This window comes from Clostridium sp. CM041 (assembly GCF_055081035.1).
The window spans coordinates 2,390,481-2,416,460 of sequence record NZ_CM143648.1 but is presented as its reverse complement, the minus strand read 5'-3'; the positions used below and the strand labels follow the sequence as shown (position 1 = coordinate 2,416,460).

At 29.9% G+C, this 25,980-nt stretch carries 30 protein-coding genes; 9 read left to right on the top strand and 21 right to left on the bottom strand.

Annotated features, from left to right (window positions below; translation table 11 throughout):
* Positions 1-29 precede the first annotated feature (29 nt).
* From rplI to ACWJJT_RS11250, 9 genes are all read right to left on the bottom strand, one after another.
* Complete coding sequence (gene rplI, locus ACWJJT_RS11290; RefSeq protein WP_216302167.1) at positions 30-473, bottom strand: 50S ribosomal protein L9; 444 nt, start codon at positions 471-473, stop codon at positions 30-32.
* Positions 473-2,464, bottom strand: coding sequence for a DHH family phosphoesterase (locus ACWJJT_RS11285; protein WP_462954778.1), 1,992 nt, complete (start codon positions 2,462-2,464; stop codon positions 473-475). Before ACWJJT_RS11285 ends, rplI begins: the two co-directional genes overlap by 1 nt.
* Before the next feature lie 13 nt (positions 2,465-2,477).
* Positions 2,478-3,485 carry a YybS family protein gene (locus ACWJJT_RS11280; protein ID WP_462954777.1) on the bottom strand — a complete coding sequence of 336 codons (1,008 nt, stop codon included), beginning with the start codon at positions 3,483-3,485 and terminating at the stop codon, positions 2,478-2,480.
* Between the two features lie 15 nt (positions 3,486-3,500).
* On the bottom strand, positions 3,501-3,815 hold the full coding sequence (locus ACWJJT_RS11275; protein WP_165411832.1) for a MazG-like family protein: 315 nt from the start codon (positions 3,813-3,815) through the stop codon (positions 3,501-3,503).
* Positions 3,816-4,093: 278 nt separating this feature from the next.
* Positions 4,094-4,357 (bottom strand): 30S ribosomal protein S18, encoded by a 264-nt coding sequence (gene rpsR / locus ACWJJT_RS11270; RefSeq protein ID WP_165411833.1) that lies wholly within the window; start codon positions 4,355-4,357, stop codon positions 4,094-4,096.
* A 25-nt stretch (positions 4,358-4,382) separates the two neighbouring features.
* The gene (locus tag ACWJJT_RS11265) at positions 4,383-4,823 is read right to left on the bottom strand and encodes a single-stranded DNA-binding protein (RefSeq protein ID WP_165411834.1); all 441 of its coding nucleotides are present in this window, start codon (positions 4,821-4,823) and stop codon (positions 4,383-4,385) included.
* An 11-nt stretch (positions 4,824-4,834) separates the two neighbouring features.
* Positions 4,835-5,122, bottom strand: coding sequence for a 30S ribosomal protein S6 (rpsF, locus tag ACWJJT_RS11260; RefSeq protein WP_165411835.1), 288 nt, complete (start codon positions 5,120-5,122; stop codon positions 4,835-4,837).
* Between the two features lie 139 nt (positions 5,123-5,261).
* A complete protein-coding gene (locus ACWJJT_RS11255) occupies positions 5,262-5,459 on the bottom strand; it encodes a DUF951 domain-containing protein (protein ID WP_462954776.1) in 198 nt (65 codons plus the stop codon).
* A gap of 28 nt (positions 5,460-5,487) precedes the next feature.
* Positions 5,488-5,739: a DUF3343 domain-containing protein gene (locus tag ACWJJT_RS11250; RefSeq protein WP_462954775.1), complete on the bottom strand. Its 252-nt coding sequence runs from the start codon at positions 5,737-5,739 to the stop codon at positions 5,488-5,490.
* A 326-nt stretch (positions 5,740-6,065) separates the two neighbouring features.
* Between ACWJJT_RS11250 and ACWJJT_RS11245 the strand changes: the two genes are divergently transcribed.
* Genes ACWJJT_RS11245 through yyaC form a run of 3 tightly spaced genes read left to right on the top strand, consistent with a single transcriptional unit; the run spans position 6,066 to position 8,933 of the window.
* Positions 6,066-7,220 (top strand): aminotransferase class V-fold PLP-dependent enzyme, encoded by a 1,155-nt coding sequence (locus ACWJJT_RS11245; RefSeq protein ID WP_462954774.1) that lies wholly within the window; start codon positions 6,066-6,068, stop codon positions 7,218-7,220.
* Positions 7,221-7,230: 10 nt separating this feature from the next.
* A complete protein-coding gene (gene ytvI / locus ACWJJT_RS11240; RefSeq protein WP_462954773.1) occupies positions 7,231-8,283 on the top strand; it encodes a sporulation integral membrane protein YtvI in 1,053 nt (350 codons plus the stop codon).
* Positions 8,284-8,330: 47 nt separating this feature from the next.
* Entirely contained in the window at positions 8,331-8,933 is a 603-nt protein-coding gene (yyaC, locus tag ACWJJT_RS11235) for a spore protease YyaC (protein ID WP_462954772.1), read from the top strand.
* 200 nt (positions 8,934-9,133) lie between these two features.
* On the opposite strand, the gene ACWJJT_RS11230 is transcribed toward yyaC, so the two are convergent.
* The 12 genes from ACWJJT_RS11230 to rpmH all read right to left on the bottom strand — a co-directional run bounded on the left by ACWJJT_RS11230 (position 9,134) and on the right by rpmH (position 18,919).
* On the bottom strand, positions 9,134-9,637 hold the full coding sequence (locus ACWJJT_RS11230; protein ID WP_462954771.1) for a DUF4446 family protein: 504 nt from the start codon (positions 9,635-9,637) through the stop codon (positions 9,134-9,136).
* Between the two features lie 38 nt (positions 9,638-9,675).
* Positions 9,676-10,524 (bottom strand): ParB/RepB/Spo0J family partition protein, encoded by an 849-nt coding sequence (locus ACWJJT_RS11225; protein WP_462954770.1) that lies wholly within the window; start codon positions 10,522-10,524, stop codon positions 9,676-9,678.
* A gap of 3 nt (positions 10,525-10,527) precedes the next feature.
* Positions 10,528-11,298 (bottom strand): ParA family protein, encoded by a 771-nt coding sequence (locus tag ACWJJT_RS11220; RefSeq protein ID WP_462954769.1) that lies wholly within the window; start codon positions 11,296-11,298, stop codon positions 10,528-10,530.
* 250 nt (positions 11,299-11,548) lie between these two features.
* Complete coding sequence (noc, locus tag ACWJJT_RS11215; RefSeq protein WP_462954768.1) at positions 11,549-12,328, bottom strand: nucleoid occlusion protein; 780 nt, start codon at positions 12,326-12,328, stop codon at positions 11,549-11,551.
* Positions 12,329-12,647: 319 nt separating this feature from the next.
* Complete coding sequence (gene rsmG / locus ACWJJT_RS11210; protein WP_462954767.1) at positions 12,648-13,367, bottom strand: 16S rRNA (guanine(527)-N(7))-methyltransferase RsmG; 720 nt, start codon at positions 13,365-13,367, stop codon at positions 12,648-12,650.
* Positions 13,368-13,386: 19 nt separating this feature from the next.
* Complete coding sequence (gene mnmG / locus ACWJJT_RS11205; RefSeq protein ID WP_462954766.1) at positions 13,387-15,276, bottom strand: tRNA uridine-5-carboxymethylaminomethyl(34) synthesis enzyme MnmG; 1,890 nt, start codon at positions 15,274-15,276, stop codon at positions 13,387-13,389.
* Between the two features lie 8 nt (positions 15,277-15,284).
* Positions 15,285-16,661, bottom strand: a complete 1,377-nt coding sequence (mnmE, locus tag ACWJJT_RS11200) for a tRNA uridine-5-carboxymethylaminomethyl(34) synthesis GTPase MnmE (protein ID WP_462954765.1) — start codon at positions 16,659-16,661, stop codon at positions 15,285-15,287.
* A gap of 66 nt (positions 16,662-16,727) precedes the next feature.
* A complete protein-coding gene (gene jag, locus ACWJJT_RS11195) occupies positions 16,728-17,354 on the bottom strand; it encodes an RNA-binding cell elongation regulator Jag/EloR (RefSeq protein ID WP_462954764.1) in 627 nt (208 codons plus the stop codon).
* A 142-nt stretch (positions 17,355-17,496) separates the two neighbouring features.
* Entirely contained in the window at positions 17,497-18,159 is a 663-nt protein-coding gene (gene yidC / locus ACWJJT_RS11190; protein WP_462954763.1) for a membrane protein insertase YidC, read from the bottom strand.
* Between the two features lie 20 nt (positions 18,160-18,179).
* On the bottom strand, positions 18,180-18,389 hold the full coding sequence (gene yidD, locus ACWJJT_RS11185) for a membrane protein insertion efficiency factor YidD (RefSeq protein ID WP_462954762.1): 210 nt from the start codon (positions 18,387-18,389) through the stop codon (positions 18,180-18,182).
* Complete coding sequence (gene rnpA / locus ACWJJT_RS11180) at positions 18,361-18,726, bottom strand: ribonuclease P protein component (protein WP_165411863.1); 366 nt, start codon at positions 18,724-18,726, stop codon at positions 18,361-18,363. Before rnpA ends, yidD begins: the two co-directional genes overlap by 29 nt.
* Positions 18,727-18,784: 58 nt before the next feature.
* Entirely contained in the window at positions 18,785-18,919 is a 135-nt protein-coding gene (rpmH, locus tag ACWJJT_RS11175; RefSeq protein WP_165411850.1) for a 50S ribosomal protein L34, read from the bottom strand.
* A 549-nt stretch (positions 18,920-19,468) separates the two neighbouring features.
* Here rpmH and dnaA point away from each other — a divergent pair.
* From dnaA to gyrB, 6 genes are all read left to right on the top strand, one after another.
* Positions 19,469-20,821 carry a chromosomal replication initiator protein DnaA gene (gene dnaA, locus ACWJJT_RS11170; protein WP_462954761.1) on the top strand — a complete coding sequence of 451 codons (1,353 nt, stop codon included), beginning with the start codon at positions 19,469-19,471 and terminating at the stop codon, positions 20,819-20,821.
* Positions 20,822-21,092: 271 nt separating this feature from the next.
* Positions 21,093-22,202 (top strand): DNA polymerase III subunit beta, encoded by a 1,110-nt coding sequence (gene dnaN, locus ACWJJT_RS11165; protein ID WP_462954760.1) that lies wholly within the window; start codon positions 21,093-21,095, stop codon positions 22,200-22,202.
* Positions 22,203-22,245: 43 nt separating this feature from the next.
* Positions 22,246-22,452, top strand: coding sequence for a S4 domain-containing protein YaaA (yaaA, locus tag ACWJJT_RS11160; protein WP_462954759.1), 207 nt, complete (start codon positions 22,246-22,248; stop codon positions 22,450-22,452).
* A 141-nt stretch (positions 22,453-22,593) separates the two neighbouring features.
* Positions 22,594-23,685, top strand: a complete 1,092-nt coding sequence (recF, locus tag ACWJJT_RS11155) for a DNA replication/repair protein RecF (RefSeq protein WP_462954758.1) — start codon at positions 22,594-22,596, stop codon at positions 23,683-23,685.
* Between the two features lie 40 nt (positions 23,686-23,725).
* Complete coding sequence (remB, locus tag ACWJJT_RS11150) at positions 23,726-23,989, top strand: extracellular matrix regulator RemB (RefSeq protein WP_165411855.1); 264 nt, start codon at positions 23,726-23,728, stop codon at positions 23,987-23,989.
* Positions 23,990-24,009: 20 nt separating this feature from the next.
* Positions 24,010-25,914 carry a DNA topoisomerase (ATP-hydrolyzing) subunit B gene (gene gyrB / locus ACWJJT_RS11145; RefSeq protein ID WP_462954757.1) on the top strand — a complete coding sequence of 635 codons (1,905 nt, stop codon included), beginning with the start codon at positions 24,010-24,012 and terminating at the stop codon, positions 25,912-25,914.
* Positions 25,915-25,980: the final 66 nt, after the last annotated feature.

Below are 25,980 nucleotides of genomic sequence, written 5' to 3'. Positions count from 1 at the left end.
AAAGCGTTTCCTCCCTTCGGTTTATATAATTATTCCTCACAAACAAGAACTTTTATCTTAGTAGATATTTCTGGATATATTTTAATTTCTACTTCATAAGTTCCTAATAATTTTATTGTATCTGTTACTATTTTCTTTTTATCAATATCTAAATTGCATTGTTTATTTAACGCTATTGCTATATCTTTAGTTGTAATTGCACCAAAAAGTTTTCCATTTTCTCCAGCTTTACCAATTATTTTTATAACTTTGTCTTTAAGCTCATTAGCTGATTTTTGCGCATCCTCAATTTCAGATGTTTTCTTTTTTCTTTCAATATCATTTTTTTTATTTAATATGTGCATATTTGAGTCTGTAGCTTCTTTAGCTAATTGCCTAGGAAATAAAAAATTCCTCGCATATCCATCTGCAGCGTTTATCACGTCGCCCTTTTTACCTGTGCCTTTAATATCCTTTAATAATATAACTTTCATTATTTTTCGCCCTCCTTTAAATATTCATCTATAGCTTCATTTAACTTCACCACTACTTCTTCAAGTTTCAGTGAAGTAAATTTCGTACCGGCCATAGTCATATGTCCGCCTCCCCCTAATGTCTCAAGTATTAACTGTACATTTATTTTACCAAGAGACCTTCCACTGATAAATACTTCATCTCCTGTTTTTACAATAACAAACGACGCTTCGATACCTGTAATATTTAGAAGTTCATCCGCAACTTGGGCAGCTAATACAGTATCATCTATTATTTCTGGACAAATGGCTATAGCAATTTCATTTTTAATTTTCGCCGATCTTATAATATCAGCTCTTTTCAAATAAATACTCAAATCATCAGAAAACATTTTTTTAACATCCATAGTATCTGCACCATGACGCCTTAAAAAAGCTGCTGCTTCAAATGTCCTAACCCCCGTTTTAAACGAGAAATTTTTTGTATCCACACATATTCCTGCCAAAAGACTTACCGCTTCTATATGTTTAAGTTTTGGCTTATCAACCATATATTGAATCATCTCAGTAACTAACTCAGAAGTAGATGATGCGTAAGTTTCCATATAACTCAGGACTGCCCCTTGTATAAAATCTTGTGACTTTCTATGATGGTCAATTATAACTACTTTTTCTATCTCTTTAACTATTTCTAAATTTTGAACATGACTTTCATTGTGCACATCCACTAATATAATTAGGCTATTTGAATTTTTAACACTTTTAAATTTCTCACTTGTTATAAAAGTATTTTTGTATTCTTCATCTGCAAGTATTATATCCATCATGCTTTTTATACCGCTATTTATTCCTTCGAGAATAATATAGCATTCTTTGTTTGATTTTTTAATAATACTATATAGACCTATAGCCGAGCCTAAACAATCAGGATCAGCATTTTTGTGTCCCATGAGGAAGATAGTGTTGCTCTCGTTTACTAAATCCATTAATGCATGAGCTATAACTCTTGCGCGAACCTTAGTTCTTTTCTCAACTTCTTTTGTTTTCCCACCAAAGAAAGATAATTTTTCACCTTTTTTCACAACTGCTTGATCACCACCCCTACCTAAGGCAAGTTCCTTAGCCGAGGTAGCAAATTCATAGTTTTTAAGTGGTGTATCTTCTCCCCTACCAACGCCCACACTTAATGTAACTGCGAGTTTATTACCATTACTTATTTCGCGAACACTATCTAGTATATCAAATTTCTTTTCTATTTCTTTTTCAATATACTTGTCTTGAACTATAATAACATATTTATTCGATGTATACTTTTTTACCACCGCATTTACACTCTGTCCATAGCTGTTTATTGTTCTCTCAATCTCAGCTACAAGTAAGGGAGCCTTATCTTCTTCTGTAGTTTTAACAACATCATCAAGGTTATCAACTTCCACTAGCATAACGCTTTCCCTATTACCGTTAATGCCTTTTATTACACTGTTTTTTTCCGTTATATCATAAAAATATAAAAGCATAATCTTATCTTTAACATTTTTATTCTCGTTTGTATCAACAATATTTGTGTAGATTTCATACCACTTTTCTTTTATTTTAATATTTGGAAATATATTTCTTTTACCCTCTAAAACTTGTTTTAGATTTAGTTCCTTAATTATATCTCTAATATTTTTATTTAAAAGATCTTCCCCTTCAAGCATTGTAGTTACACTTTGATTATACCATAATATATTTCCCATATACCCTATTATTATTAGTGGAAAAGGAAGTTTTACTAAGGTGCTTGTGGTTGCTATATCCAGTTTAGATGAAAAGTTTTCAATGAATTTTTTCCACTCATTTTTTTTAACCTTAGAGTTGTAGATATTATACACTACTAGTATTGCGTATAGTCCCAGTGTTAAACTCCCTACTTCAAGGTGACCGTAATAAAATATTATACATATGAGTAGGGCCATTGTCACCATATATATTTTATTATTAACACTAAAATAATTGTATTTATTTTCCATAATGTGCCCCCAATTATTTTCTTTTAATTCTATCTGAATCAAGCTTTCTAAAATCAAAAGCCATCTCCATGAGTCCTATTGAAAAGTAAATACTACCTAGACGCGAAAGCGATGTTAACACTAAAATTAGTGCTACTACTGGTTTAGATACATTTTTTTTAACTCTTAGAAAATATGTAGCTGCCGCCAGGCCATTTATAATAAATACAAGTTGCACAAGTAATTGGGAGGCATTTAGTATATAATCCCCACCTGCTACTTTTTTTGATGAAAGTATTATGCCTATACATACTATACCTATTAATACAGCTCCTAGTATGTTAGGAACGTAAACTTTGCTGAAAGGTAATACTTTATCCATTTTGTAGTTTAGCTTCTCTAATATAGATCTAGACACTATATAATTCAAATAAGCTGATATAAATGAAATTATTAAAATAGTTGCAGGTATTACTACCAAAACTATCGTAACATCCATTTTGTCTATCACTTCATAATTTTTCTCTAAAAGCTGCAACTGTTCTGGGGTGATTCCCGCTTGTGAATAAAAGGTTTTTGCTCCATCAAAGGAAACTTTCATTGTTTGCTTAAAAAACTCTAAGTTTTTGGAAATAAAATTCATAAAACTTACTTTTTCTATAAACAACATAGAAAAAGCTATGGTTAGCATATTAGATATTGCAGAACTAATAGCTAAAAATAACAAAGTTTTAGATGACTTTTTATTTTTCTTAACACAATAACCAAGCACAATTCCAACAATGCTATAAGTTATAGCCGAATATATCGCCATTATTGGGTTATATACTAAGGATGTTAAAATTATACTCAAAAATATAGCAGTGATTGTTATTTTACTGTTATGCCTTATATAGAGTATTGCAACCGGAATTGGTAATATTAAAATCCCTATAAATGACACAATCGGCAAGTATCCCGTTACAATCATTATTACTGAAATTATAACCGCTATAAGTGAAGCCTCTACAATTGCCTTTGTACTATAATTTTTATTCTCCATTTTTTCCTCCATTACTTATCTTTCCTTTATATGCGAATATAGTTTACTTAGATCTTTCCCATCTTTTTCTATATTATCTCCTTCAACTATTCCCACCTTTAGTTTCTTTTTCATACTCTCATCCACGGCTACATTTGAATATCCTAGCCTTTCGCCTAATATATATAAAAGTATTATTGCCCCCGAAATGCAATCTAGTATGGCGTCTTGAGCAACATTGCTTCCCTTACTTAGCAACTTGAAGAAATCACCTATTATACATAATAGCTCAGCCTTCAAACTTTCAACTATCTTAACATTAGACATTATATTAAAATCTTGTCTCTTCATAGTATATCATCTCCCCTTGTAGGCTTATGCTTATAACTCCATTTTAGTTAGTTTTCTAAATTTATGCAACTAAAGTTTATTTCTATATAGACAATTCGCAGTTTAATATCTAATATTTTCTATGTTTACATTTTATGGGTTACAACTACAAGTATACTACAAATCGTACTGCATAATATATACTTTTATATTTATATTTTGATTATTGAGTATAATATTTATTTTTACTTGTAAAAAAATAAAAGCAGCTACCTTAAGGCGCTGCTTTCAGTCATTTACTATTCAGTAGTAAATGGTAATAATGCTATGTTTCTTGCTCTTTTTATAGATACAGTAAGCATCCTTTGATGTTTTGCACAGTTTCCAGAAATTCTTCTTGGAAGAATCTTTCCTCTTTCTGTAACATATTTTCTCAATTTATTTATATCTTTATAGTCGATTGCAGTTGCTTTGTCCATACAGAAAGCACAAACTTTTCTTTTCATTCTCTTTCTGTTTCCGCCAGCACCGCCGCCGCTTCTTTTATGTTCGTTCATAGCCATTGTTGTTTTTCCTCCTTACCTAATATTAGAATGGAATATCTCCATCATCAATTGGTGTTATATCACTATCGCTGCTAAAACCATGAGATCCAGCATTTGATTCGCTATTATTTCCACCTTGATTAGTATTCGTACCTGATGTTTTATTTCCTCCCCATTCAAGGAAGTCAACTTCATCAGCAATTACTTCAGTAACATATCTCCTAGTACCATCTTTAGCCTCATAATTTCTAGTTTGAATGTTTCCAGATACGCTTAAAAGCTTGCCTTTACTCATGTAATTGGCAGTAGCTTCCGCTTGCTTTCCAAATACCACTACTGGTATAAAGTCTGCTTCTGGTTGACCTTCTCTTTTAAATCTTCTATTGACGGCTACAGTGAAAGTGGCTACAGCTGTTCCTGTCCCTTGAGCAAACTTTAACTCAGGGTCTTTTGTTAATCTACCAACTAAAACAACTTTATTCATAAATGCACCACCTATTTTTCTGGATTTATTATGATATGTCTTATAACACTGTCAGTAATTCTGAATACTCTATCTAATTCTTTCGGTAATTCAGGTTTTGCATTGAAATTGATTAATGTATAGTGACCTTCACCAACTTTTTGTATTTCATAAGCTAGTTTTCTTTTGCCCCACGCATCAACATTTTCAATTTCTCCACCATTATTTTCTATTACACCTTTAAACTTTTCAACGTTAGCTTTAACAGCTTCTTCGTCTAATGAAGGATGTAATATGAATATAGTTTCATATTTTCTCATTAATTTCACCTCCTCCCCTCGGACTAACGGCCATGCATTGCACGGCAGGGATTACAATAATAGATTATATCATTTAATTATGCATTAATCAAGTAATTATTTCTTTATAGGTGCTTTTTCTTTAGTAATTCCTTTTTATTTACTTATTTAGTATATTTTCTTTTATAGTTTTCTTTACACCAGAATCAAATTTTATCCTTGGAAGCATTACTATCCGAGCGCAACCTAAACATTTTATTTTTATATCCGCACCTAACCTAATGATTTCCCAATTCTTGCTGCCACAAGGGTGAGTTTTTTTCATTTCAACAATATCTCCTAAATTGAATACCTTCATTAAACATCCCGCCTTTAATTTATTATTACTATATTGTCATAACTCTTACACTTTCTTTATCCCGTACAAAAATTTCTTTTACCTTTATCTTTTCTAACTTAATTAGCTCAATTATAATTTGAATATCCTCATCCTCTATTTTTAAACTAATCCCACAACTTTTAGTTATATATGTAGGCGTAGGAATAACTACTACCTTCACCTGCTGTCGCAGCGCTTCTCTTTCCGCTTTCATGGCTTCATGTGTATTTTGAAATGTTACTATATAATATTTATTCAATATTTTCCACCCTACTTCCATATCATAATATTAATCACTTCATATACATTTACATAACTTTAGATTATAATATTGTATAATATATTAATTCAAAATTATGTATTTATAATGCATCATTGTATATTATTTCATAATGTCAAATTAAATTTCTAACTTCTAATATATTTTATAAAAAGTGTATTTTATTATTTATCTAATTTTATTATAAACTATTTATAGTCTTAATTGTATGAAAACAAAATTTAACTTGTTATACATAATATTAATAGCCTCTATATTTTATATAGAATATACTAATAAATCATTGTGTAATATTGGAGGAAATCATGAAAATATATTTAGATAATGCAGCCACTACCTTTCCTAAACCACCCGCGGTGTATAATTCAATGATGAATTATATGATGAATATAGGTTCAAACCCAGGAAGAGGTGTATCTACAACTTCACTTGCCGGAAATAGAGTTATCTTAAATTGTAGATATGCTTTAATGGATTTTTTTCACTTTGATAAAGTTGAGAATGTAATTTTTACATCAAATATTACTACTTCTTTAAATATACTTATAAAATCTACATGCCAAAAAGGCTGGCATGTAATAACTTCTTCAATGGATCATAACGCTACTTTAAGACCATTAAACTCCCTTTGCGAAAAAGGCATTATAGACTTAGATATTGTCCCTTGCTCAAAAGAAGGCTTAATTAATGTAGACGATTTTGTAAATACACTTAAGCCTAATACAAAATTGGTAGTTCTCTCACATGCTTCTAACATCATTGGAAGTATTCAGCCTTTGGAATCCATTGGTAGAATATGTAAGGATGAGGGCATTTATTTTGTTATAGATACTGCGCCAACTGCCGGAATATTACCAATAGATTTCTATAAATTAAATTGTAATGCCCTAGCTTTTACAGGCCATAAAAGTTTACTAGGACCTCAAGGCACCGGTGGATTTTTAATTGATGATAATTTAAATGAAAGATGCACTGCATTTATAGAAGGTGGGACTGGTAGTCTTTCATCTAGTATTGTTCAACCAGATTTTTTGCCTGATAAATTTGAAAGCGGGACTCTAAATGCTCCCGGTATAGCTGGCCTTTTAGAAGGTATTAATTTTATTAATGACCAGGGTTTAGACTTTATTCGCGAAAGCGAAGAATATTTGTGCAAAAATTTTATAGAGGGGCTTCTGAATATATCCTCTGTTAATGTCTATGGTCTCACGAATAGTTCTAAAAGAACCGCTACCATCTCTGTTAATTCAACAAAAATCGACAATTCCGAATTAGGGTTTATTCTAGATAGTGAATATGGCATTACAACAAGAACCGGCCTTCACTGTGCGCCCCTGGCTCATAAAAGCATTGGAACATATCCATCTGGTACTTTAAGATTTGGCATTGGCCCCTTTAATGATATTAAAGACATCAATTATACCCTTAACGCCCTCAATACTACCATTAGAAAGGTGTGATTTTATTTACATGGAAAATATTCTAAAAAAAATTGATAAACTAGCTATATTTTTTGTTTTGTATACATTTGTTTTTGTAATCTTTTTCGGAACTATTGGTTTCACCCTTCCCTTTGTATTTGCTTTTATTTTAGCTTCACTACTTAAGATACCAACAAAATTTTTGATGAAAAAATTCAAACTTAAAAACACTATAGCTTCATTATTTACTACAACCATATTTTTCGCTGTAATTGTTGTATTATTATCTTTAATCATCACTACTTTGACTTCAGAATCGATACTACTCGGAAAAAACATCCAATCATATATAACTTTAAACAAAGACATTGTAATTAATATTTTTAGTAACTTACAAAATTATTATAAAACTTTAGATCCAAACGTGGTAAGTAATATTGAGTCAAATATTACTAATTATATAACCAAGACTATAAATATTAGCATGAATGCATCCACAAAGATTTTTTCTCAAACTCTAGATTTTGTATCTACTATACCTTATATTTTAATGGTTTTATTATTTACTTTACTTACTACTTATTTCTTCACAAAAGATTTGTCATCTTCAAGCAAAAAAAAGTTTGATTTAATTCCCCGCAAAAATGAAGATAGATTACATTCCATATTTGATGAATCAAAAAAGATGCTTAAGAATTATTTACTTTCTTACTTACTGATAATCACTATAACATTTTTAGAAACATTAATTGTTTTTTTAGTTTTTAAAGTTAAGTATGCTGTAACTCTGAGTGTATTATGTGGATTATTTGATTTACTGCCTATTTTCGGTATAGGAACTATATATCTTCCTGTGATAATAATATTTTTTATATCTAATAATTATGTAGCTGCTTTAGGCCTCTTGATATCTTATATAATTATCACTATAGTAAGACAAATTATAGAACCCAAGATTGTGTCTTCATCACTAGGCATTCACCCCGTAGCAGTTCTCGCTTCTATATTTATAGGATTAAGAGCAAATGGTATTGTTGGGATGCTATTCTGTATGTTTTTTTTAGTTTTTTATAATATATTGAAAAAAGTTGAAGTTTTATAGAATAGAAAACCTCCTAAATGGTTAATATCCGAATAGGAGGTTTTTTTATGGTAGATAAATTTATTTTAGATTCTATGTCCAGAGATTGCACTTTTAAGTTAAGAAATATTATAAGTCAATATATTTTCCCCATAGCAAAATGCTCACGCCCTATTGTTATTTTATGTATTGGTACCGACAGATCTACTGGTGATAGTTTAGGACCCCTTGTTGGAAATAAACTTAAATTTTTAGTTAGAAATAGACTTCATATTTACGGTAGTCTTGAATGTCCAGTCCATGCAAAAAATTTATGTGAAACAATTGATGAAATTAACCATTCCTATACTAACCCTTACATTATTGCAATAGATGCCTGCCTTGGAAGTTTGCAAAATGTAGGGAAAATTATTATTGAGGAAAAACCATTAAGTCCTGGCGCTGCTATGAATAAAGATTTACCTAAGGTGGGCGATTTAAGCATAACGGGCGTTGTAAATATATCTGGATCCTTTGAATTTATGGTTCTTCAAAATACAAGATTATATACAGTAATGATGCTTGCCGATGCTATATCCACTGGTTTATACCATTCAATACTCAAAATTGCAAGCGAAAAAAAAATAAATTCCATTTATGATGATTTCAATATAAAAGACGTTAAAGGTTGATTTTTATGCGCAAAAAAGTATATATCGCGTATAATACATTGAAGCGAGCTTTAGAAGAACTTCTTAGTTATCTTTAATTAAGGTAGGTTAAGAAAAACATATGTTTGGGATACAGCGACTTTATGTTTTTTACCAGATTAATGAAAAATAAAATTTGTAGTTCTTCGTGAAGTAAATGCATAATCGCAATATATACTTTTTTATTTATTTAAATTTATAGCTTGCTCTAAAACTTCACTTTCTTCCTGAGATAATTCATACCTAGATATTCCTTTATCTATGGGTTTAGCGTAAGTAGTACTCTCATTTCTACCATAAATACTTGTTAATATAGCACCATTACCATTTCCATCAATCAATGTTATAGAGAAACTTAAATCACTTCCCATATCATCAAATGCTTTATATCTTATCATTGAAGTTTTTTGCACACAAGTTTTCAGTTCCCCACTTATTTGTTCATACCTTTGTTTTATAACTTCATTTTCATCTTTAACTTCGTCAATTTTGTCTAAATAAGATATAACCACTTCTTCTAAATTTTTATTATTTACACCTCTCATCAATTTTCTGTATCTTCTCTCTAATTTATTTAAAAATGCATAGGTTATTATAATTATTATTATTAGCATAAATACAATAATCATAAGAGCTATTACTATATAAATCTGTTCATTCTTTATAAAATTAATGATACTTTTCATTTTAAATTACATCCTCTCCATTAGTTTCACGTGAAACATTATATATTAAAAACCTCTAAAATTCTTTCAAAATCTTCTTCTGAATAATACTCAATTTCTATTTTACCCTTACTCTTATTCTTAGAATTTATAATAACTTTAGTACCAAAACGATTTTCTAATTTATTCATTATATCTTTATAATATATATCATTTTCATTTTTAACTACTTTTTGTGGCTTTTCATTTCCAAAGTTCTTTACTAACCTTTCTGTTTCTCTCACGTTAAGATTTTCATCTATAACCATTTGAGCAATTTGATACTGAATCTGTCTATCACTTATGCCGAGTATTGCCCTTCCATGTCCCTCCGAAATTACTCCATCTATTATGTAATCTTGAACTCTTTCATCTAAGTTTAATAATCTCATGCAATTTGTTATAGCTGTTCTAGATTTGGAAACCTTTTTACTTATTTCTTCCTGAGTAAGATGAAATTCTGTTAATAATTTTTTGTAAGCTATAGCTTCCTCAATTGGGTTTAAATCTTCTCTTTGAATATTTTCTATTAATGATATTTCTAGTACTTCTTTGTTGTTTATATTCATAATGATTGCAGGTATTTCTGCGAGCCCAATATTTTTCGCTGCTCTAAATCTTCTTTCTCCCGCTACTACTATGTATACATCATCTTCTTTATTCAAAATAATAGGTTGAATAACTCCATGTTCTTTTATTGATTGTGATAATTCAGATATTTTTTCAGGATCAAAGCTTTTCCTCGGCTGATCTTTATTAGCTTTAATCAAATTCATAGATATTTTAAGAACATTAGAACTATCTTCTGTACTTTCTTCTTCAGGTATTAAAGCTCCTAACCCTTTACCTAATCCAAATTTTTTACTCAATATTTAACATCTCCTTTGTCTATTTAAAAATTCATTTGCCAATTTTTCGTAAGCTTCTGCTCCTTTGCACTTATCATCATACAACATAATTGGCAATCCAAAACTTGGAGATTCAGCTAGACGAACATTTCTAGGTATCGTTGTTTTATACACTTTATCATTGAAATATTTTTTAACTTCTGATACAACCTCATTACAAAGTTTTGTTCTATTATCATACATACTAAGAATTATACCCTCAATTTCTAATTCTTTATTTAAAGATTTTTTAACTAATTGGATTGTATTTACTAATTGCCCCACACCTTCTAAAGCATAAAATTCACATTGAATAGGTGTAAGCACGCTATTTGCGGCTGTAAGTGCATTTATGGTTAAAATACCCAACGAAGGTGGGCAATCTATAAATACATAGTCAAATTCACCTTCAATTTCCTTTAGCTTTTCTTTTAGCTTATTTTCACGATTATCTATACTAATCAATTCTACTTCTGCCCCTGCAAGTTCCATCGTAGAAGGTAATAAATACAAATTATTAACTAACTCGCATTCTTTTATAGTATCTCTAATTGAAATGTCTGATGTTAATAAATCATATATTGATAAATTTATTTGCTTCTTATCAAATCCTAATCCACTTGTAGTGTTTCCTTGAGGATCAATATCTATTGTTAATATTTTTTTCCCTTGCATAGCTAAATAAGAACATAGGTTTATATTTGTAGTAGTTTTGCCTACTCCTCCCTTTTGATTAAAGATACATATGGTTTTCATGGCTACACTTACCCTTCATAATATTATTTGTGTTTCTATAGTTTATAAGTTGTATAGACCCCAATAACTTATAATTTATATAGGTTACAGGTAATATAAACTATACTTTATAATTTATAACTTGTACTTTGATTTTGCTATATAGTTCATTATATATTTATGTTAAATATTTTAATAGTACTTTTTTGAATTTTCCAAAATAACATTAAAAAAACAGAATGTTTCACGTGAAACATTCTGTTTTTAATGTCTATTTTTTAGGTATTCTTATTATTACTTCTATACTATCTTCTAATTCTTTAGACTTGTATTCTGCATTTATTCCATACTTATCAAAAACTTGTTTTATAGTATTTATATATACTCTAGGCGCAAAAATTCCTTTGATTCTTTTCTTACCACTAACAAGCACTCCATCTCTACATAACTTCAATAGTTCTTTTTCAATAAGTTCTTCTGTATTTTTAACATTAAGCGATTTATCAACAATTATTTTAAGTACTTTCTTTTGAATTTTTATATCAGTTAATCTCAGCAATGCTCTAGCATGTCTTTCAGTAAGCTTATTTTCTATCAATATACTTGTTATTTGATTGTCCAATTTTAGTAACCTTAATTTGTTTGCAATCGTTGATTGTTTTTTTCCTATCATTTGTGCTAACTGTTCTTGCGTGTAAGAATGATCTTGAATAAGATTATAATAAGCTATAGCTTCTTCTAAAAAATTTAAATCTTCTCTTTGTAAATTTTCTAATAGCGCAATTGCTGCGGAATCTTTATCTGTAATATCTATAATAATTACTGGTACTTGTTCAAGCCCTATTTTTTTTGCTGCTCTTAGTCTTCTCTCTCCCGCTACTAGTTCATACCTATTCTCCCCAATTTTTCTAACTGTTAGCGGTTGAATTATCCCATAAGCCTTTATTGATTGTGATAGTTCTTCAATAGTTTCTTCATTAAAATGCTTTCTAGGCTGATAAACATTTGGAGAAATTAATTCTATAGATACGTGATTTACATTACTTTTCATAATATACCATCCCTCAATTTTTCCTTTTTATTACCTTTTATTAACAATTCTCCATTTTTATCTTATTTCCTTCTTTTTTTTTATTCTTTCGTACGACAAATTATAACATTACTTATCCCAGTTTGCTGTAATCATCACTTGTGGTGCTGTCGTTAAATCATCTCCTGCGGAGCTGAAACAGCTTCAAGAAGCTGCATTGACGACTTCAGAAGGATATTTATACCACCACTGAAGTTTTCTATTTGTTAGGGCAAGTAACTCCTACTTATAGTAGGTACTCCCACTTATAGAAGTAGGCGACTTTCCTTCTGAAATGTCGTTAAAATAAAGGCTCTTTAGTAACCATTCCTGCTTTTCTAGGATATTTCCTATGTGTTCGCGATATTTTACTTATTATTACCAGGTTATGATTTAAATCACTATCTTCAATTTGTACCTTTTCTATATGTTCGATTCGTCCACCAAGCATCCTAATTGCATTTTTAGATTGCTTAATTTCCTCTTCAACTGCAGGACCCTTCATTGCAACAAAATATCCTCCAACCTTTACATAAGGTATACAGTATTCACTTAGGACTGTTAAATTAGCAACAGCTCTTGATACTGCAACATCAAACTTTTCTCTATATTGTATTTCTTGTGCAAAATCTTCTGCTCTACCGTGAATAGCTTTAATATTTTCTAGTTGAAGAGAGTTAATTACTTCATTTAAAAATTTAACTCTCTTATTCAGTGAATCTAATAAAACTATATTTACTTCTGGTTTTATTATTTTCATAGGAATGCCTGGAAACCCTCCTCCAGTACCTATATCTATAACATTCTTTGCATTCTTTAGCTGATCAAACTTAAAAACCTTCATAGAATCAATAAAATGCTTCTTTACTATTTCTTCATCTTCTTTTATAGCAGTCAAATTTACTTTTTCATTCCATTCCTTTATAAGGTCTTTATATTTCATAAATTGCTCGTATTTTTTTTCACTAAATTCAAGTCCTTCGTTACTGCTAGCCTTATTTAATATATCAAAGTATTTCATATCTCAACTCCATGTTTTTTTATTGTTGGTTAACGTTAAGTCTTTTCTGTTGCTCAAGATATATCATTAGAACAGACATATCCGCAGGAGAAACACCTGATATTCTAGAAGCTTGACCTATACTTTCTGGTTTTATTTTACCTAGTTTTTGCATAGCTTCTATCCTTAATCCCTTTATATTGTCATAATTTATATCTTTTGATATGATTTTGTTTTCAAACTTTTTAAATTGCTTAATTTGATCTAATTGTTTCTGGATATACCCCTCATATTTTGAAACGATATTAACTTGCTGCTGTATATACTTATTTAATTTAGGTCTATCTTCATCCAGTTTTTTAACTATATAGTAATCAAGTTCAGGTCTTTTTATAAGCTCGTATAAACTAATAGGCTTTTTCAGTGGAGTAGACTTACAAGAAATTAAAAATTCCTCAATTTCTTTTTTATTTGTGATTTGCAAATGTTTTATTCTCTCAATTTCCTCTTCAATTTGCATCTTCTTTTTCTTAAATATTTCATATCTATCTTCTTTAACAAGGCCTACTCCATACCCTATTTCAGTTAACCTTAAATCAGCGTTGTCTTGCCTTAGCAACAATCTATACTCTGCTCTTGAGGTCATCATCCTATATGGCTCATTAGTGCCTTTAGTAACTAAATCATCAATTAAAACACCTATATATCCATCAGATCTTTTTAATATTAATGGATCCTTATTTTGAATAGTAAGTGCAGCATTAATCCCCGCAATAATCCCCTGCGAAGCAGCTTCTTCATATCCTGAGCTACCATTTATTTGACCCGCTGAGAATAAACCTTGAATATTTTTAAATTCTAGTGAAAGTTTTAACTCGGTTGAATCTATACAGTCATATTCTATGGCATAGGCCGTTCTCATAATTTCTACATTTTCAAGTCCAGGTACTGTTTTTAGCATTTCCACCTGAATTTCCTCTGGAAGTGAGCTAGACATACCTTGAACATACATTTCCTGAGTATTCTCACCTTCAGGTTCTATGAATATTTGGTGCCTTTCTTTATCTGTAAATCTCATTACTTTATCTTCGATAGACGGACAATATCTAGGACCAGTACTCTTAATTGATCCATTATATAGCGGTGATCTATGAATGTTTTTTCTAATTACATTATGAGTATTTTCATTTGTATAAGTCAAATAGCAGCATAGCTGATTTCTACTAATATCTTCGCTAATAAATGAAAATGGAACTACCTCTTCATCACCAACTTGCTCATCCATTTTAGAAAAGTCTACTGACCGTTTGTTTATTCTAGCTGGAGTTCCTGTTTTAAACCTTCTTAAAGTTATACCCATATCATCTAAAGATTTAGAAAGTTCATTAGCTGGAAGTAATCCACTAGGTCCTTCATTATAAGAACAATCTCCAATAATAACCTTTGATTTTAAATACGTTCCAGAAGCTATAATAACAGCCTTAGTAGTAAAATATGCGCCATTTTTCGTGCATACACCCTTTATTTTTCCTTTTGGTGCATCTATAGATATTACTTCTAATTGTTTTAATTGCAAATTTTCTTGATTTTCTATTACATGTTTCATCCTTTGTCCATATGCTTTTTTATCCGCTTGAGCTCTTAACGAGAATACAGCTGGTCCTTTTGATTTGTTTAGCATTCTTGATTGTATATATGTATTATCAATATTTATTCCCATTTCACCACCAAGAGCATCTATTTCCCTTACTAAATGCCCTTTAGCCGTTCCACCGATATTGGGGTTACATGGCATCAAAGCCACACTATCTAAATTTATAGCACAAATTAAAGTCTTGCACCCTATTCTTGCAGCTGCAAGTGCCGCTTCGCAACCTGCATGACCGGCTCCAATAACTATAACATCATAATTTCCTGCATCATATTTCATATTTATCCCTACTTTCCTAAACAAAATTCTGAGAATATCTTATGTATAATATCTTCTTCTAAAACTTCTCCTGTAATTTCACCTAAACTTATCCATGCATTTCGTATATCAATTGATGCCAAATCTATAGCTAATGTATATTCTAGTGCATTTAATGAAGATTCTAAGTTTTCCTTTGCCCTTATTAAAGATTGCTTATGTCTATTATTTGTAACAAATATTCCTTCAGTTTTAATCTCACCCTTAAAGAATAAATCTTTTATATATTCTTTAACATGATTTAATCCTTCACCTGTTTTTACTGAAACATTAGTTATATACTTAGATTTTAGACTTTGTAATTCTTCTATCTCTATTTTACCACCTAAATCGCTTTTGTTTAAGAGTACAATATACTTTTTGTTTTTAATATATTTAATAATTTCTCTATCTTCATGACTTAATTTCTTACTTGAATCTAATATTAAGATAACTAAATCCGCCTCATCAATTTTTTCCTTTGATTTTTCTACTCCAATTTTCTCAACTATATCTTCAGTTTCGCGAATTCCTGCAGTATCTACTATTTTAACTGGTATACCTTCAATATTTATATACTCTTCTATTGCATCCCTTGTAGTACCGGGTACATCTGTAACAATAGCTCTTTTTTCTTTAACGAGGGCATTAAGAAGTGATGATTTTCCTACATTTGGCTTCCCAACTATAACAGTGCTTAGGCCTTCTCTTAGAATTTTCCCTTCATCAGCCGTACTTAAAAGTGTATCTATCTCACTAATTATATCAATAACATCTTCATTAACTTTTTCTGCAGTTACTTCTTCAATATCCTCTTCAGGGTAATCAACTGTAACCTCTATACTTGCAATTACACTAAGTAATTTATTTCTTATTTTTTTTATTTCCCTGGAAATTGAACCTTCTGATTGCATAAGAGCTGACTTCATACTTAGATCTGTCTTTGCTCTTATTATATCTATAACTGCTTCTGCCTGGCTTAAGTCAATTCTACCATTTAAGAATGCTCTTTTAGTAAATTCACCAGGTTCTGCCATTCTTGCTCCAGCGAGAATAACCTCTTGTAAAATTCTATTAGTTCCAACTACTCCACCATGACAATTTATCTCAATAGTGTCTTCTGCAGTAAAGCTTTTAGGGCCTTTCATATAGGAAATAATAACTTCATCAAGTCTACTACCATTTTTATCAATAATATGTCCATATCTCATAGTATAAGATTTTAAATCATGAAGTTTTCTATTATTTTTGCCTATAAATATACTATCGACTATATCTATAGACATATCACCAGATACTCTAATTATAGATATACCACCTTCTCCTATACTAGTTGCTATTGCAGCTATAGTATCAAATTCTTTCATTAAATATGACCTCCTAATTTTATAATTAATATTGAGCTTAGTTTCATAAATTTAAAAAAAAAGCCCTTAGGCTTTCTTCAAATCAACTACAACTCTTCTATAGGGCTCTTCACCTTCACTATAAGTATAAATATATGAATCATTTTGAAGTGTAGAGTGTATTATTCTTCTCTCATAAGGATTCATAGGCTCAAGTTTTAATATTCTACCACTAATCCTTACCTTATAGGCAATTTTTGATGCAAGTCTTTTTAAAGTTTCTTCTCTTTTTGCTCTATAATTTTCAGTATCTAATGTTACTCTTTTATACTCTTCATCATGATTTTTGTTTACAACTAAACTTATAAGATATTGAAGTGAATCTAAAGTCTCGCCTCTATATCCTATTAATAGCCCCATATTAGGTCCGATTAATTCAATCTTTATTTCATTATTTTCATATTTAAGGTTTACTTCAGCTTTCATACTCATAGACTGCAATACTTCCATTAAAAAAGTTTTAGCTTCATTTAAGCTATCTCTCTTAACTGTAACTCTTATTTTAGCAGGTTTTACCCCTATGATATTTAAAAACCCTTTGCTACCTTCATCAAGTGTTTCCACTTTTACTTTATCTCTTGTAACTTTTAACTGCATCAACGCATTATTAATTGCATCTTCTACATTTTTCCCCATAATTTCTATATTCTTCATACCACACTTCACCCGCCTTTCTAAATATCAAAATTAGGCACTTGTGTTAAATCATCATCTTCGATGCTGTAACATTAACGACTTCAGAAGGAAATTTAGACTCCCACCTATGAAACTGGGAGACTATCATTCTAAAATGTCGTTAACTTTCTTTTTTTGGAAGTTCAATTTTATTTATAACTAAAGTTTGAACAACTTGTAATAAGTTGTTTATTACCCAATATAATACTAATGCACCTTTAAATTTAAGACTCATAAATCCCATAAAAATAGCCATTGCTGTATTCATTGTTGAAGTCTGTTTAGATTTAGCAGCATCTCCTGGTGGTTGCATAAGTTTTGATGAAAAGTATGTTGTAACAGTAGACAATATTGGTAATATATATATAGGGTCAGGTTTTGTTAAATCATTCATCCATAGGAACCCAGCGCCCTGCATATCTAAGTTGTTAAACACATAAAACAAAGCAAATAAAATAGGCATTTGAACAAGCATTGGTAAACATCCACCCATTGGATTTACTCCATTTTCTTTATATAGCTTCATTACTTCTTGCTGAGATTTTTGTGGGTCTTTTTTATATTTTTCTTGAACTTTCTTCATTTCTGGCTGAATTGCACCCATTTTAGCCGTTGATTTAGTTTGTTTAATACTTAATGGCAATAATATTACTCTTATTATAACTGTAAATATAATTATTGTTAATCCAAATGATATATCATTATTTGGTATAAGCGTATTCACTCCATTATGTATCAAGAAAAAGAACTTTGAAAGTGGATCACTTAAAAACTGTAATTTCAAATACAAAACCTCCCAAGTGGTTATTTAACTGGATCAAAGCCGCCCTTATTATAAGGATGACATCTAAGTATTCTCTTTATTCCCATAACAGACCCTTTTATTGCTCCGTGTTTTTCAATAGCTTCTAAAGTATACTGAGAACATGTAGGGTAAAATATACAACAAGGCCTCTTAAACGGTGATATATATTTTTTATAACACTTAATTCCCAGTATAAGTATTTTTTTCATTATTAATTAAACCAGCTTTCTTAAGTAGTTTAGTCAAAGCACTTTCTATTTCTTTATAATTTTTAGAATTAGAAGGGTTCCTTGCAATAAACACTAAATCATATCCTGTTTTTAATCCTACATTATTAAGCCTATAGTTTTCGCTTATTAATCTTTTAACTCTACCGCGAATTACACTGTTTCCTACCTTTTTACTAACGGATATTCCACATCTATTAATATCTTTACCATTTCTATAAATATATAATACTAATAATTGGTTAGAAAACGATTTTCCTCTTCTATATACTGTTCTAAATTCAGTATTCTTTCTTATTCTATATTTCTTAACATTAATATTAATATTAGCCGCCCTCTTTTCCGCAAATTGCAGAAAAAGGCCACATTAGCGGCCTTTATGCTGTCAATTTTTTTCTACCTTTTTGTCTTCTTTTTTGAAGAATGTTTCTGCCAGAAGCGGTTTTCATTCTCTTTCTAAATCCGTGTTCTTTTTTTCTTTGTCTTTTCTTAGGTTGGTAAGTCATGAACATATCTGCTACACCTCCTTATTTAAACCATACATTGTAGCAATCATCTTTCAATCGCATTTTTACAGTTTTACTATTAGATTATATAGTCACATCATCTTAATGTCAAGATAAGCATTTTTATTACTATTGTTAATATTTTTTATATTTACATGTTTTTTTGTGGATAACTTCTTGAACACCTTGTTATTTTTTGATATTATATAAGAAAGAACTGTGAATAACCTGTTTATTGATAAAGTTATTCACAACTTGTGGACAAAACTGTTAATAACTACTACAATATTGTATTAAACTTCTTTTGCTTATCTATTTTTAGCTATATAAGCAGATTTATTTCTAATTTAATATGTTAATAGTTTTTTTTTGTATTGTTAACAATTTAAGTCCTATTAAAATTATAAGCATGGTTATTAACATGTGTATATTTTTAATGCTATTTATCAACAACCTACAATGTATTAATTTATTGCTTATAACTTTGTTTATAAAGTTGTTTATATATTGTTTGTTTTTACATAAAATTTTTTTATTTGAACTGGAGGGTAGGCAATGAGCACCCAAATTAAAGATATCTGGGAAAAAACTTTAAGTATAATAAAAGGTGAACTTACAGAGGTTAGTTTTAATACTTGGATTAAAAGTATAGAACCTATGGCCTTAGATAATAATACTTTTAAATTAGGTGTTCCTAATAATTTTACCAAAGACATTCTTGAAAATAGATATAAAGATTTAATAATGAATGCTGTTAAATTGATTACTTCTAAAACATATAAAATAGAATTCTTTATATTATCTGAGGACGTAGCCGAAATTGAAACACCTAAAGCGAAACGAGAAGCTACTAGAAATAATATAATATTTAATGATGAAATGTCTGCAACACTAAACCCAAAATATACATTTGATTCTTATGTAATTGGCAATAGTAATAGGTTTGCTCACGCTGCATCACTTGCTGTAGCTGAATCCCCTGCGAAAGCTTATAACCCACTATTTATTTATGGAGGGGTTGGTCTTGGAAAAACGCATTTAATGCATGCTATTGGTCATTATATATTAGCAAACAACCCAAAGTCTAAGGTTGTTTATGTTTCTTCTGAAAAGTTTACAAACGAACTTATCAATTCTATTAAAGACGACAAAAACGTAGAATTTAGGAACAAGTACAGAAATGTGGACGTACTTCTAATTGATGATATTCAATTTATTGCAGGTAAAGAACGTACGCAAGAAGAGTTCTTCCATACATTTAATGATCTTCATGAAGCAAATAAGCAAATTATTTTATCTAGTGATAGACCACCTAAAGAAATACCTACTCTAGAGGATAGATTGAGGTCTAGATTTGAGTGGGGTCTTATAGCTGATATACAACCACCGGATTTTGAAACTAGAATAGCTATTTTGAAGAAAAAAGCAGATATAGAGAATTTAAATATTCCAAACGAAGTATTGGTGTATATTGCTACTAAAATAAAATCTAACATAAGAGAGCTAGAAGGCGCTCTTATTCGAATTGTAGCTTTTTCTTCCCTAACTAATAAAGAAATTGGTATAGATTTGGCATCAGAAGCACTCAAAGATATTATTTCTAGTAGAAATTCAAAACAAGTAACTATTGAGTTAATACAAGATATAGTTTCTAGCTATTTCAATTTAAAAATTGAGGATTTTAAATCTTCAAGGCGAACTAGGAACATAACATTTCCTAGACAAATCGCAATGTATTTGTGCAGAAAGCTTACAGATATGTCTCTCCCTAAAATAGGCGAAGAATTTGGAGGTAGGGATCATACAACTGTAATCCACGCATGTGAGAAAATATCTAATGGTCTTAAAGAAGATGAAAATTTACAAGATAACATAGCAGAACTAACTAAAAAAATAAGTCAAAAATAGTATAATTGCGATATTAACAGGTGTTGATACTATATATATATAATCCTGTGTATAAAATAATACATAAAACTTAGCTGTTGATATTGTGGATAACTGTGATTTTTTTTTGCATACTTATCCACAAACATTTCTACCTAGCATTGTTGCAGCTTATAGTCTAAGATAGGTTCTTAACATATCAACAGCCCCTACTACTATTACTACTAATAATTTATTATTATCTTACCTATCTTTAATAAATTTCCCATGTGGATAAGGAGGTCTTTATTATATGAAATTTATATGTGAAAAAAGTATATTACAAGAAGCAATTTCAAACGTTCAAAAAGCTATTACAGGAAAATCAACTTTACCCGTATTACAAGGTATATTAATAACTGCTAGGAACGGAGAAGTAACTCTTATAGGCTCTGATGTTGATTTAAGCATTGAGGCTAAAATTAATGCAGAGGTTATGGAAGATGGAAGTGTAGTTTTAGATTCTAAGCTTTTTGGTGAAATCATAAGAAAATTACCCAATAGTGCAATAGAGATAGCAACAAGTGAAAATAACTCTATTAAAATCGTTTGCCAAAAATCATATGCAACTATAATACATATGAATAGTGATGATTATCCCAATTTACCAAATATAATAGAGAACATGATCTTTTCAATTTCTCAAAAAGTATTAAAAAACATGATGAAAGGTACTATTTTTGCAGTTGCGCAAGACGAGACTAGACCAATTCTTACAGGAGTCTTATTTGAAATAAAAGATAAAAAACTTAATCTTGTAGCTTTAGATGGTTATAGGGTTGCATTTAGAAGTGAACCAGTAGATAATGATTTTAATATAAATGCTGTAATTCCAGGTAAGACATTAAGTGAAGTATCAAAAATACTAGAAGAAACAGATGAGAACGTTAATATAACATTCACACCAAATCATATTTTATTTAATATTGGAAAAACGAAGGTTATATCGAGATTGCTCGAAGGTGAATTCATAAAATATAGCTCAATAATACCTGAGGAATATAATCTAAAAATTACAGCTAAAAGACATGAATTATTAAGCTGCATAGAAAGGGCTTCTCTTATGGCAAAAGAGGGAAATACCAATTTAGTTAAATTCAACATAGAAGAAGATAACATGATAATTACTTCTAATTCTCAATTGGGAAAGGCTAGAGAAGAAATAAATATAATTTTGCAAGGAGAGTCTCTTCAAATTGCATTTAACTCAAAATACCTAATAGAACTTCTAAAAATAATGGAGGAAGAAGAGATAATTATGGAGTTTTCTAGTGGAGTTAATCCTTGTGTTGTAAAAAATAAAGAAAAAAACAATTGTACTTATATGGTATTGCCAGTAAGAATAAGAGCTAATAATAATTAATTAAAGTATATTTTTAATAATATTTGAAAAAGAAGGTTTTGAAATGAATGAAATAAAAATAGAAACAGATATAATAAAATTAGATTCTTTTCTAAAATGGGCTGGGATAGCTTGTTTAGGTTCAGAAGCAAAATTTTATATCAAAAACGAGGATATTAAAGTAAATGGAGAAATAGAAACTCAAAGAGGTAAGAAATTATCTAAAGGCGATATAATTGAGTTTAACGGCGAAACTTATAAAATAATTTAAATTATATGAATGCACCGGAAAATTTTAAAATAATCTCCGGTGCACAATTTATGTATATAATAATAAAATTTATAAGAAGTTATTTATATATATAAAATAATAAACTTATATATATATGTTATAATCATAATAGGTGATTGTATGCATATAAAATATTTACAACTTCAAAATTTCAGGAATTATAATAAATTATTTATAGAATTAAATAAAGGTACTAATGTATTTGTAGGGGATAATGCACAAGGAAAAACAAATATTTTAGAAGCTATTTATTATTGTAGTTTAGCTAAGTCTCACAGAACGAATAGAGATAAGGAATTGATAAATTGGAACGGCACAGAGGCATATATAAAGCTTTATGTGTGTAAAACTAGATTAGATAAAAAAATAGAAATAAAGATTTTTAAAGAAGGTAGAAAAGGAGTTAATATAAATTCTATAAAAGTTCAAAAACTCTCCGAGTTAGTAGGAAGTTTCAATGTGATTATGTTTTCACCCGAAGATTTAAATATTGTTAAAGAATCTGCATCATACAGGAGAAAATTCTTAGATATAGAGCTTTGTAAGTTAAGTCGTCGTTACTACTATAGTCTATCGCGATATAAAAAAATTTTAAATGAAAGAAACTTGACTATAAAAAAATGGAATACAAATGATGATATTATAGATGTATATGATAAGCAACTTAGTGAATTTGGTGCAATTATAATAAAAGATAGAATAACTTATATAGAAAAATTAAACAAAATATCAAAAACAATACATAGCAATATAACATCTAAAAGTGAAGTAATAGATATTAAATATTTAACACCTATTAAGGAGTTAGATAATATACGAGAAAATTTTTACTTACTTTTATGTAAAAATAGGAAAAGAGATATAGAAACTAAAGCTACATCAATAGGTCCACATAGGGATGATTTTTCCATAGATATTAATGGTATAAATGCTAGAATATTTGGATCCCAAGGTCAACAGAGAACTTCAGTTTTAACAATTAAGTTTGGAGCTCTAGCAATAATAAAAGAACTAACTGGAGAATACCCAGTCTTATTACTTGATGATGTCTTGTCTGAATTAGATACAAAAAGGCAAGAATATATATTAAAATCTATAAAAGAAGTTCAAACATTAATTACATGCAACGGAATTAATGATATAAGAAAATATTTAAACTCAGAAAGTAAGATATTTGAAGTTATGTCAGGTGAAGTAAAACAAATGACGTAGAGTCAAATAAAGTAAAATGTATTATCAAGGAGGATATTATATGTTTTTACATTTAGGGGAAAATGTAGTAGTGCCTATAAAAGACATTATAGGTATATTTGACATGGAAACTACTATGTATAGTTCGGACACTATCCAATTTTTAAGAATGGCGGAAGAAGATGGTTTTGTAGAACGGATAACAAAAAATATTGCTAAATCTTTTGTAATTGCAGAGGTAGATAAAAAAAGTAAAATATATATATCACCAATATCATCTTCAACTTTATGCAAAAGAACAGAAACTGTATATTATGCGCTTTAGAGTAAGTTAGGAGGATATACATGGAAAATAATAATATTTATGACGAAAGTCAAATACAAGTACTTGAAGGATTAGAAGCTGTAAGAAAAAGGCCTGGTATGTATATAGGTAGCACTAGCATTAGGGGTCTTCATCACCTAGTTTATGAAATTGTAGACAATAGTATTGACGAGGCCTTAGCAGGTTTTTGTAAAAATATTAATGTAATTATACACAAAGACAATTCTATAACTGTTATAGATGACGGTCGTGGTATGCCCGTAGGAATGCATCATAAAATGAAAATACCCACTGTAGAAGTTATAATGACTGTATTACATGCAGGTGGTAAATTTGGTGGTGGGGCATATAAAGTATCAGGTGGTCTTCATGGTGTTGGTTCATCCGTAGTTAATGCATTGTCTGTGATTTGTGAAGTAGAAGTTAAAGTTGATGGAGACATATGGAAACAAACTTTTTCAAAGGGTAAAACTACTAGTACACTTATAAATATAGGAACAACGCAGGAACATGGAACAAAAGTGTTCTTTACCCCTGATCCAGAAATTTTTGAAGAAATTGATTTTGATTTTGAGACTTTGTCTCAAAGACTTAGAGAGTTGGCCTTTTTAAATAAAGGTTTAAGAATAACCCTTGAAGATGAACGAGAAGAGAAAAAGCATGATTTCTTGTATGAGGGGGGAATAAAATCTTTTGTAGATTATTTGAATAGAAATAAAGGAACAATTCATGAGACCATATACATGGAAGGTAATAAGGATGATTATGTTGTTGAAATAGCATTACAATACAACGATACATACACAGAGAATATATTTTCATTTGCTAACAACATAGATACTGTGGAAGGTGGAACACACCTAGTTGGTTTTAAGTCGGCATTAACAAGAGTAGTAAATGATTATGCTAAAAAATTTGGATTTTTAAAGGAAAATGATAAAAATCTATCAGGTGAAGATGTAAGGGAAGGTCTTACAGCAGTAATATCTATAAAGCTTACTGATCCTCAATTTGAGGGTCAAACAAAAACTAAACTTGGTAATAGTGAGGTAAGGGGTATAGTTGATAGTATAGTTGGTGAGTCTATCAGTAATGTTCTAGAAGAAGACCCACAACTCGGTAAAAACATAATTGATAAAGCATTAAATGCAGCAAGAGCTCGCGAAGCGGCAAAAAAAGCAAGAGAGTTTACAAGACGAAAGTCTGTACTAGAAAGTACTACACTTCCAGGGAAATTATCAGATTGTGCTTCGAAAGATCCTATGGAATGTGAAATATATCTGGTGGAGGGCGATTCAGCGGGTGGTTCAGCAAAACAGGGTAGAGATAGAAGATTCCAAGCTATACTTCCTCTTAAAGGAAAAATAATGAATGTTGAAAAGCAAAGAATTGATAAAATGCTCGCATCTCTAGAAATTAGGGCTATGATAACCGCTTTTGGTGCTGGTATAGGAAAGGATTTTGATGTAAAAAAAATAAGGTACGATCGTATTATTATTATGACGGATGCGGACGTAGACGGAGCACATATTAGAACTTTATTACTAACATTTTTCTATAGATACATGAAAGAATTAGTAGAGCAAGGACACGTATATGTAGCTCAACCTCCACTATATAAGGTTTCTAAAGCTAAAAAAGAGCATTATGTATATACTGACAAGGAATTAAAAGCTTTGCTTTTAGAAATAGGAGGAAAAGATAATAACACTGATATACAAAGATACAAAGGTCTTGGGGAAATGGATGCACACCAACTTTGGGATACGACAATGAACCCTGAAGATCGTATACTCCTTCAGGTACAGGTCGAGGATGCAATGGCAGCGGATGAAATATTCACTATTCTTATGGGCGATAAAGTAGAACCTCGTAGAGAGTTTATACAAGAAAATGCTAAAGGTGTGCTTAACTTAGACATATAGTTTGATAATGCATTAAAGCAGATCAACTACTACTACGAAGGTTAATCCATTAAAGTAATTACCGTC

What these genes read in the sequence shown, in the direction of transcription:
- rplI (WP_216302167.1), bottom strand. Translation starts at nt 473, where the DNA reads ATGAAAGTTATATTATTAAAGGATATTAAAGGCACAGGTAAAAAGGGC.
- ACWJJT_RS11285 (WP_462954778.1), bottom strand. Translation starts at nt 2,464, where the DNA reads ATGGAAAATAAATACAATTATTTTAGTGTTAATAATAAAATATATATG.
- ACWJJT_RS11280 (WP_462954777.1), bottom strand. Translation starts at nt 3,485, where the DNA reads ATGGAGAATAAAAATTATAGTACAAAGGCAATTGTAGAGGCTTCACTT.
- ACWJJT_RS11275 (WP_165411832.1), bottom strand. Translation starts at nt 3,815, where the DNA reads ATGAAGAGACAAGATTTTAATATAATGTCTAATGTTAAGATAGTTGAA.
- rpsR (WP_165411833.1), bottom strand. Translation starts at nt 4,357, where the DNA reads ATGGCTATGAACGAACATAAAAGAAGCGGCGGCGGTGCTGGCGGAAAC.
- ACWJJT_RS11265 (WP_165411834.1), bottom strand. Translation starts at nt 4,823, where the DNA reads ATGAATAAAGTTGTTTTAGTTGGTAGATTAACAAAAGACCCTGAGTTA.
- rpsF (WP_165411835.1), bottom strand. Translation starts at nt 5,122, where the DNA reads ATGAGAAAATATGAAACTATATTCATATTACATCCTTCATTAGACGAA.
- ACWJJT_RS11255 (WP_462954776.1), bottom strand. Translation starts at nt 5,459, where the DNA reads ATGAAGGTATTCAATTTAGGAGATATTGTTGAAATGAAAAAAACTCAC.
- ACWJJT_RS11245 (WP_462954774.1), top strand. Translation starts at nt 6,066, where the DNA reads ATGAAAATATATTTAGATAATGCAGCCACTACCTTTCCTAAACCACCC.
- ytvI (WP_462954773.1), top strand. Translation starts at nt 7,231, where the DNA reads ATGGAAAATATTCTAAAAAAAATTGATAAACTAGCTATATTTTTTGTT.
- yyaC (WP_462954772.1), top strand. Translation starts at nt 8,331, where the DNA reads ATGGTAGATAAATTTATTTTAGATTCTATGTCCAGAGATTGCACTTTT.
- ACWJJT_RS11230 (WP_462954771.1), bottom strand. Translation starts at nt 9,637, where the DNA reads ATGAAAAGTATCATTAATTTTATAAAGAATGAACAGATTTATATAGTA.
- ACWJJT_RS11220 (WP_462954769.1), bottom strand. Translation starts at nt 11,298, where the DNA reads ATGAAAACCATATGTATCTTTAATCAAAAGGGAGGAGTAGGCAAAACT.
- noc (WP_462954768.1), bottom strand. Translation starts at nt 12,328, where the DNA reads ATGAAAAGTAATGTAAATCACGTATCTATAGAATTAATTTCTCCAAAT.
- rsmG (WP_462954767.1), bottom strand. Translation starts at nt 13,367, where the DNA reads ATGAAATACTTTGATATATTAAATAAGGCTAGCAGTAACGAAGGACTT.
- mnmG (WP_462954766.1), bottom strand. Translation starts at nt 15,276, where the DNA reads ATGAAATATGATGCAGGAAATTATGATGTTATAGTTATTGGAGCCGGT.
- mnmE (WP_462954765.1), bottom strand. Translation starts at nt 16,661, where the DNA reads ATGAAAGAATTTGATACTATAGCTGCAATAGCAACTAGTATAGGAGAA.
- jag (WP_462954764.1), bottom strand. Translation starts at nt 17,354, where the DNA reads ATGAAGAATATAGAAATTATGGGGAAAAATGTAGAAGATGCAATTAAT.
- yidD (WP_462954762.1), bottom strand. Translation starts at nt 18,389, where the DNA reads ATGAAAAAAATACTTATACTGGGAATTAAGTGTTATAAAAAATATATA.
- rpmH (WP_165411850.1), bottom strand. Translation starts at nt 18,919, where the DNA reads ATGTTCATGACTTACCAACCTAAGAAAAGACAAAGAAAAAAAGAACAC.
- dnaA (WP_462954761.1), top strand. Translation starts at nt 19,469, where the DNA reads ATGAGCACCCAAATTAAAGATATCTGGGAAAAAACTTTAAGTATAATA.
- dnaN (WP_462954760.1), top strand. Translation starts at nt 21,093, where the DNA reads ATGAAATTTATATGTGAAAAAAGTATATTACAAGAAGCAATTTCAAAC.
- yaaA (WP_462954759.1), top strand. Translation starts at nt 22,246, where the DNA reads ATGAATGAAATAAAAATAGAAACAGATATAATAAAATTAGATTCTTTT.
- recF (WP_462954758.1), top strand. Translation starts at nt 22,594, where the DNA reads ATGCATATAAAATATTTACAACTTCAAAATTTCAGGAATTATAATAAA.
- remB (WP_165411855.1), top strand. Translation starts at nt 23,726, where the DNA reads ATGTTTTTACATTTAGGGGAAAATGTAGTAGTGCCTATAAAAGACATT.
- gyrB (WP_462954757.1), top strand. Translation starts at nt 24,010, where the DNA reads ATGGAAAATAATAATATTTATGACGAAAGTCAAATACAAGTACTTGAA.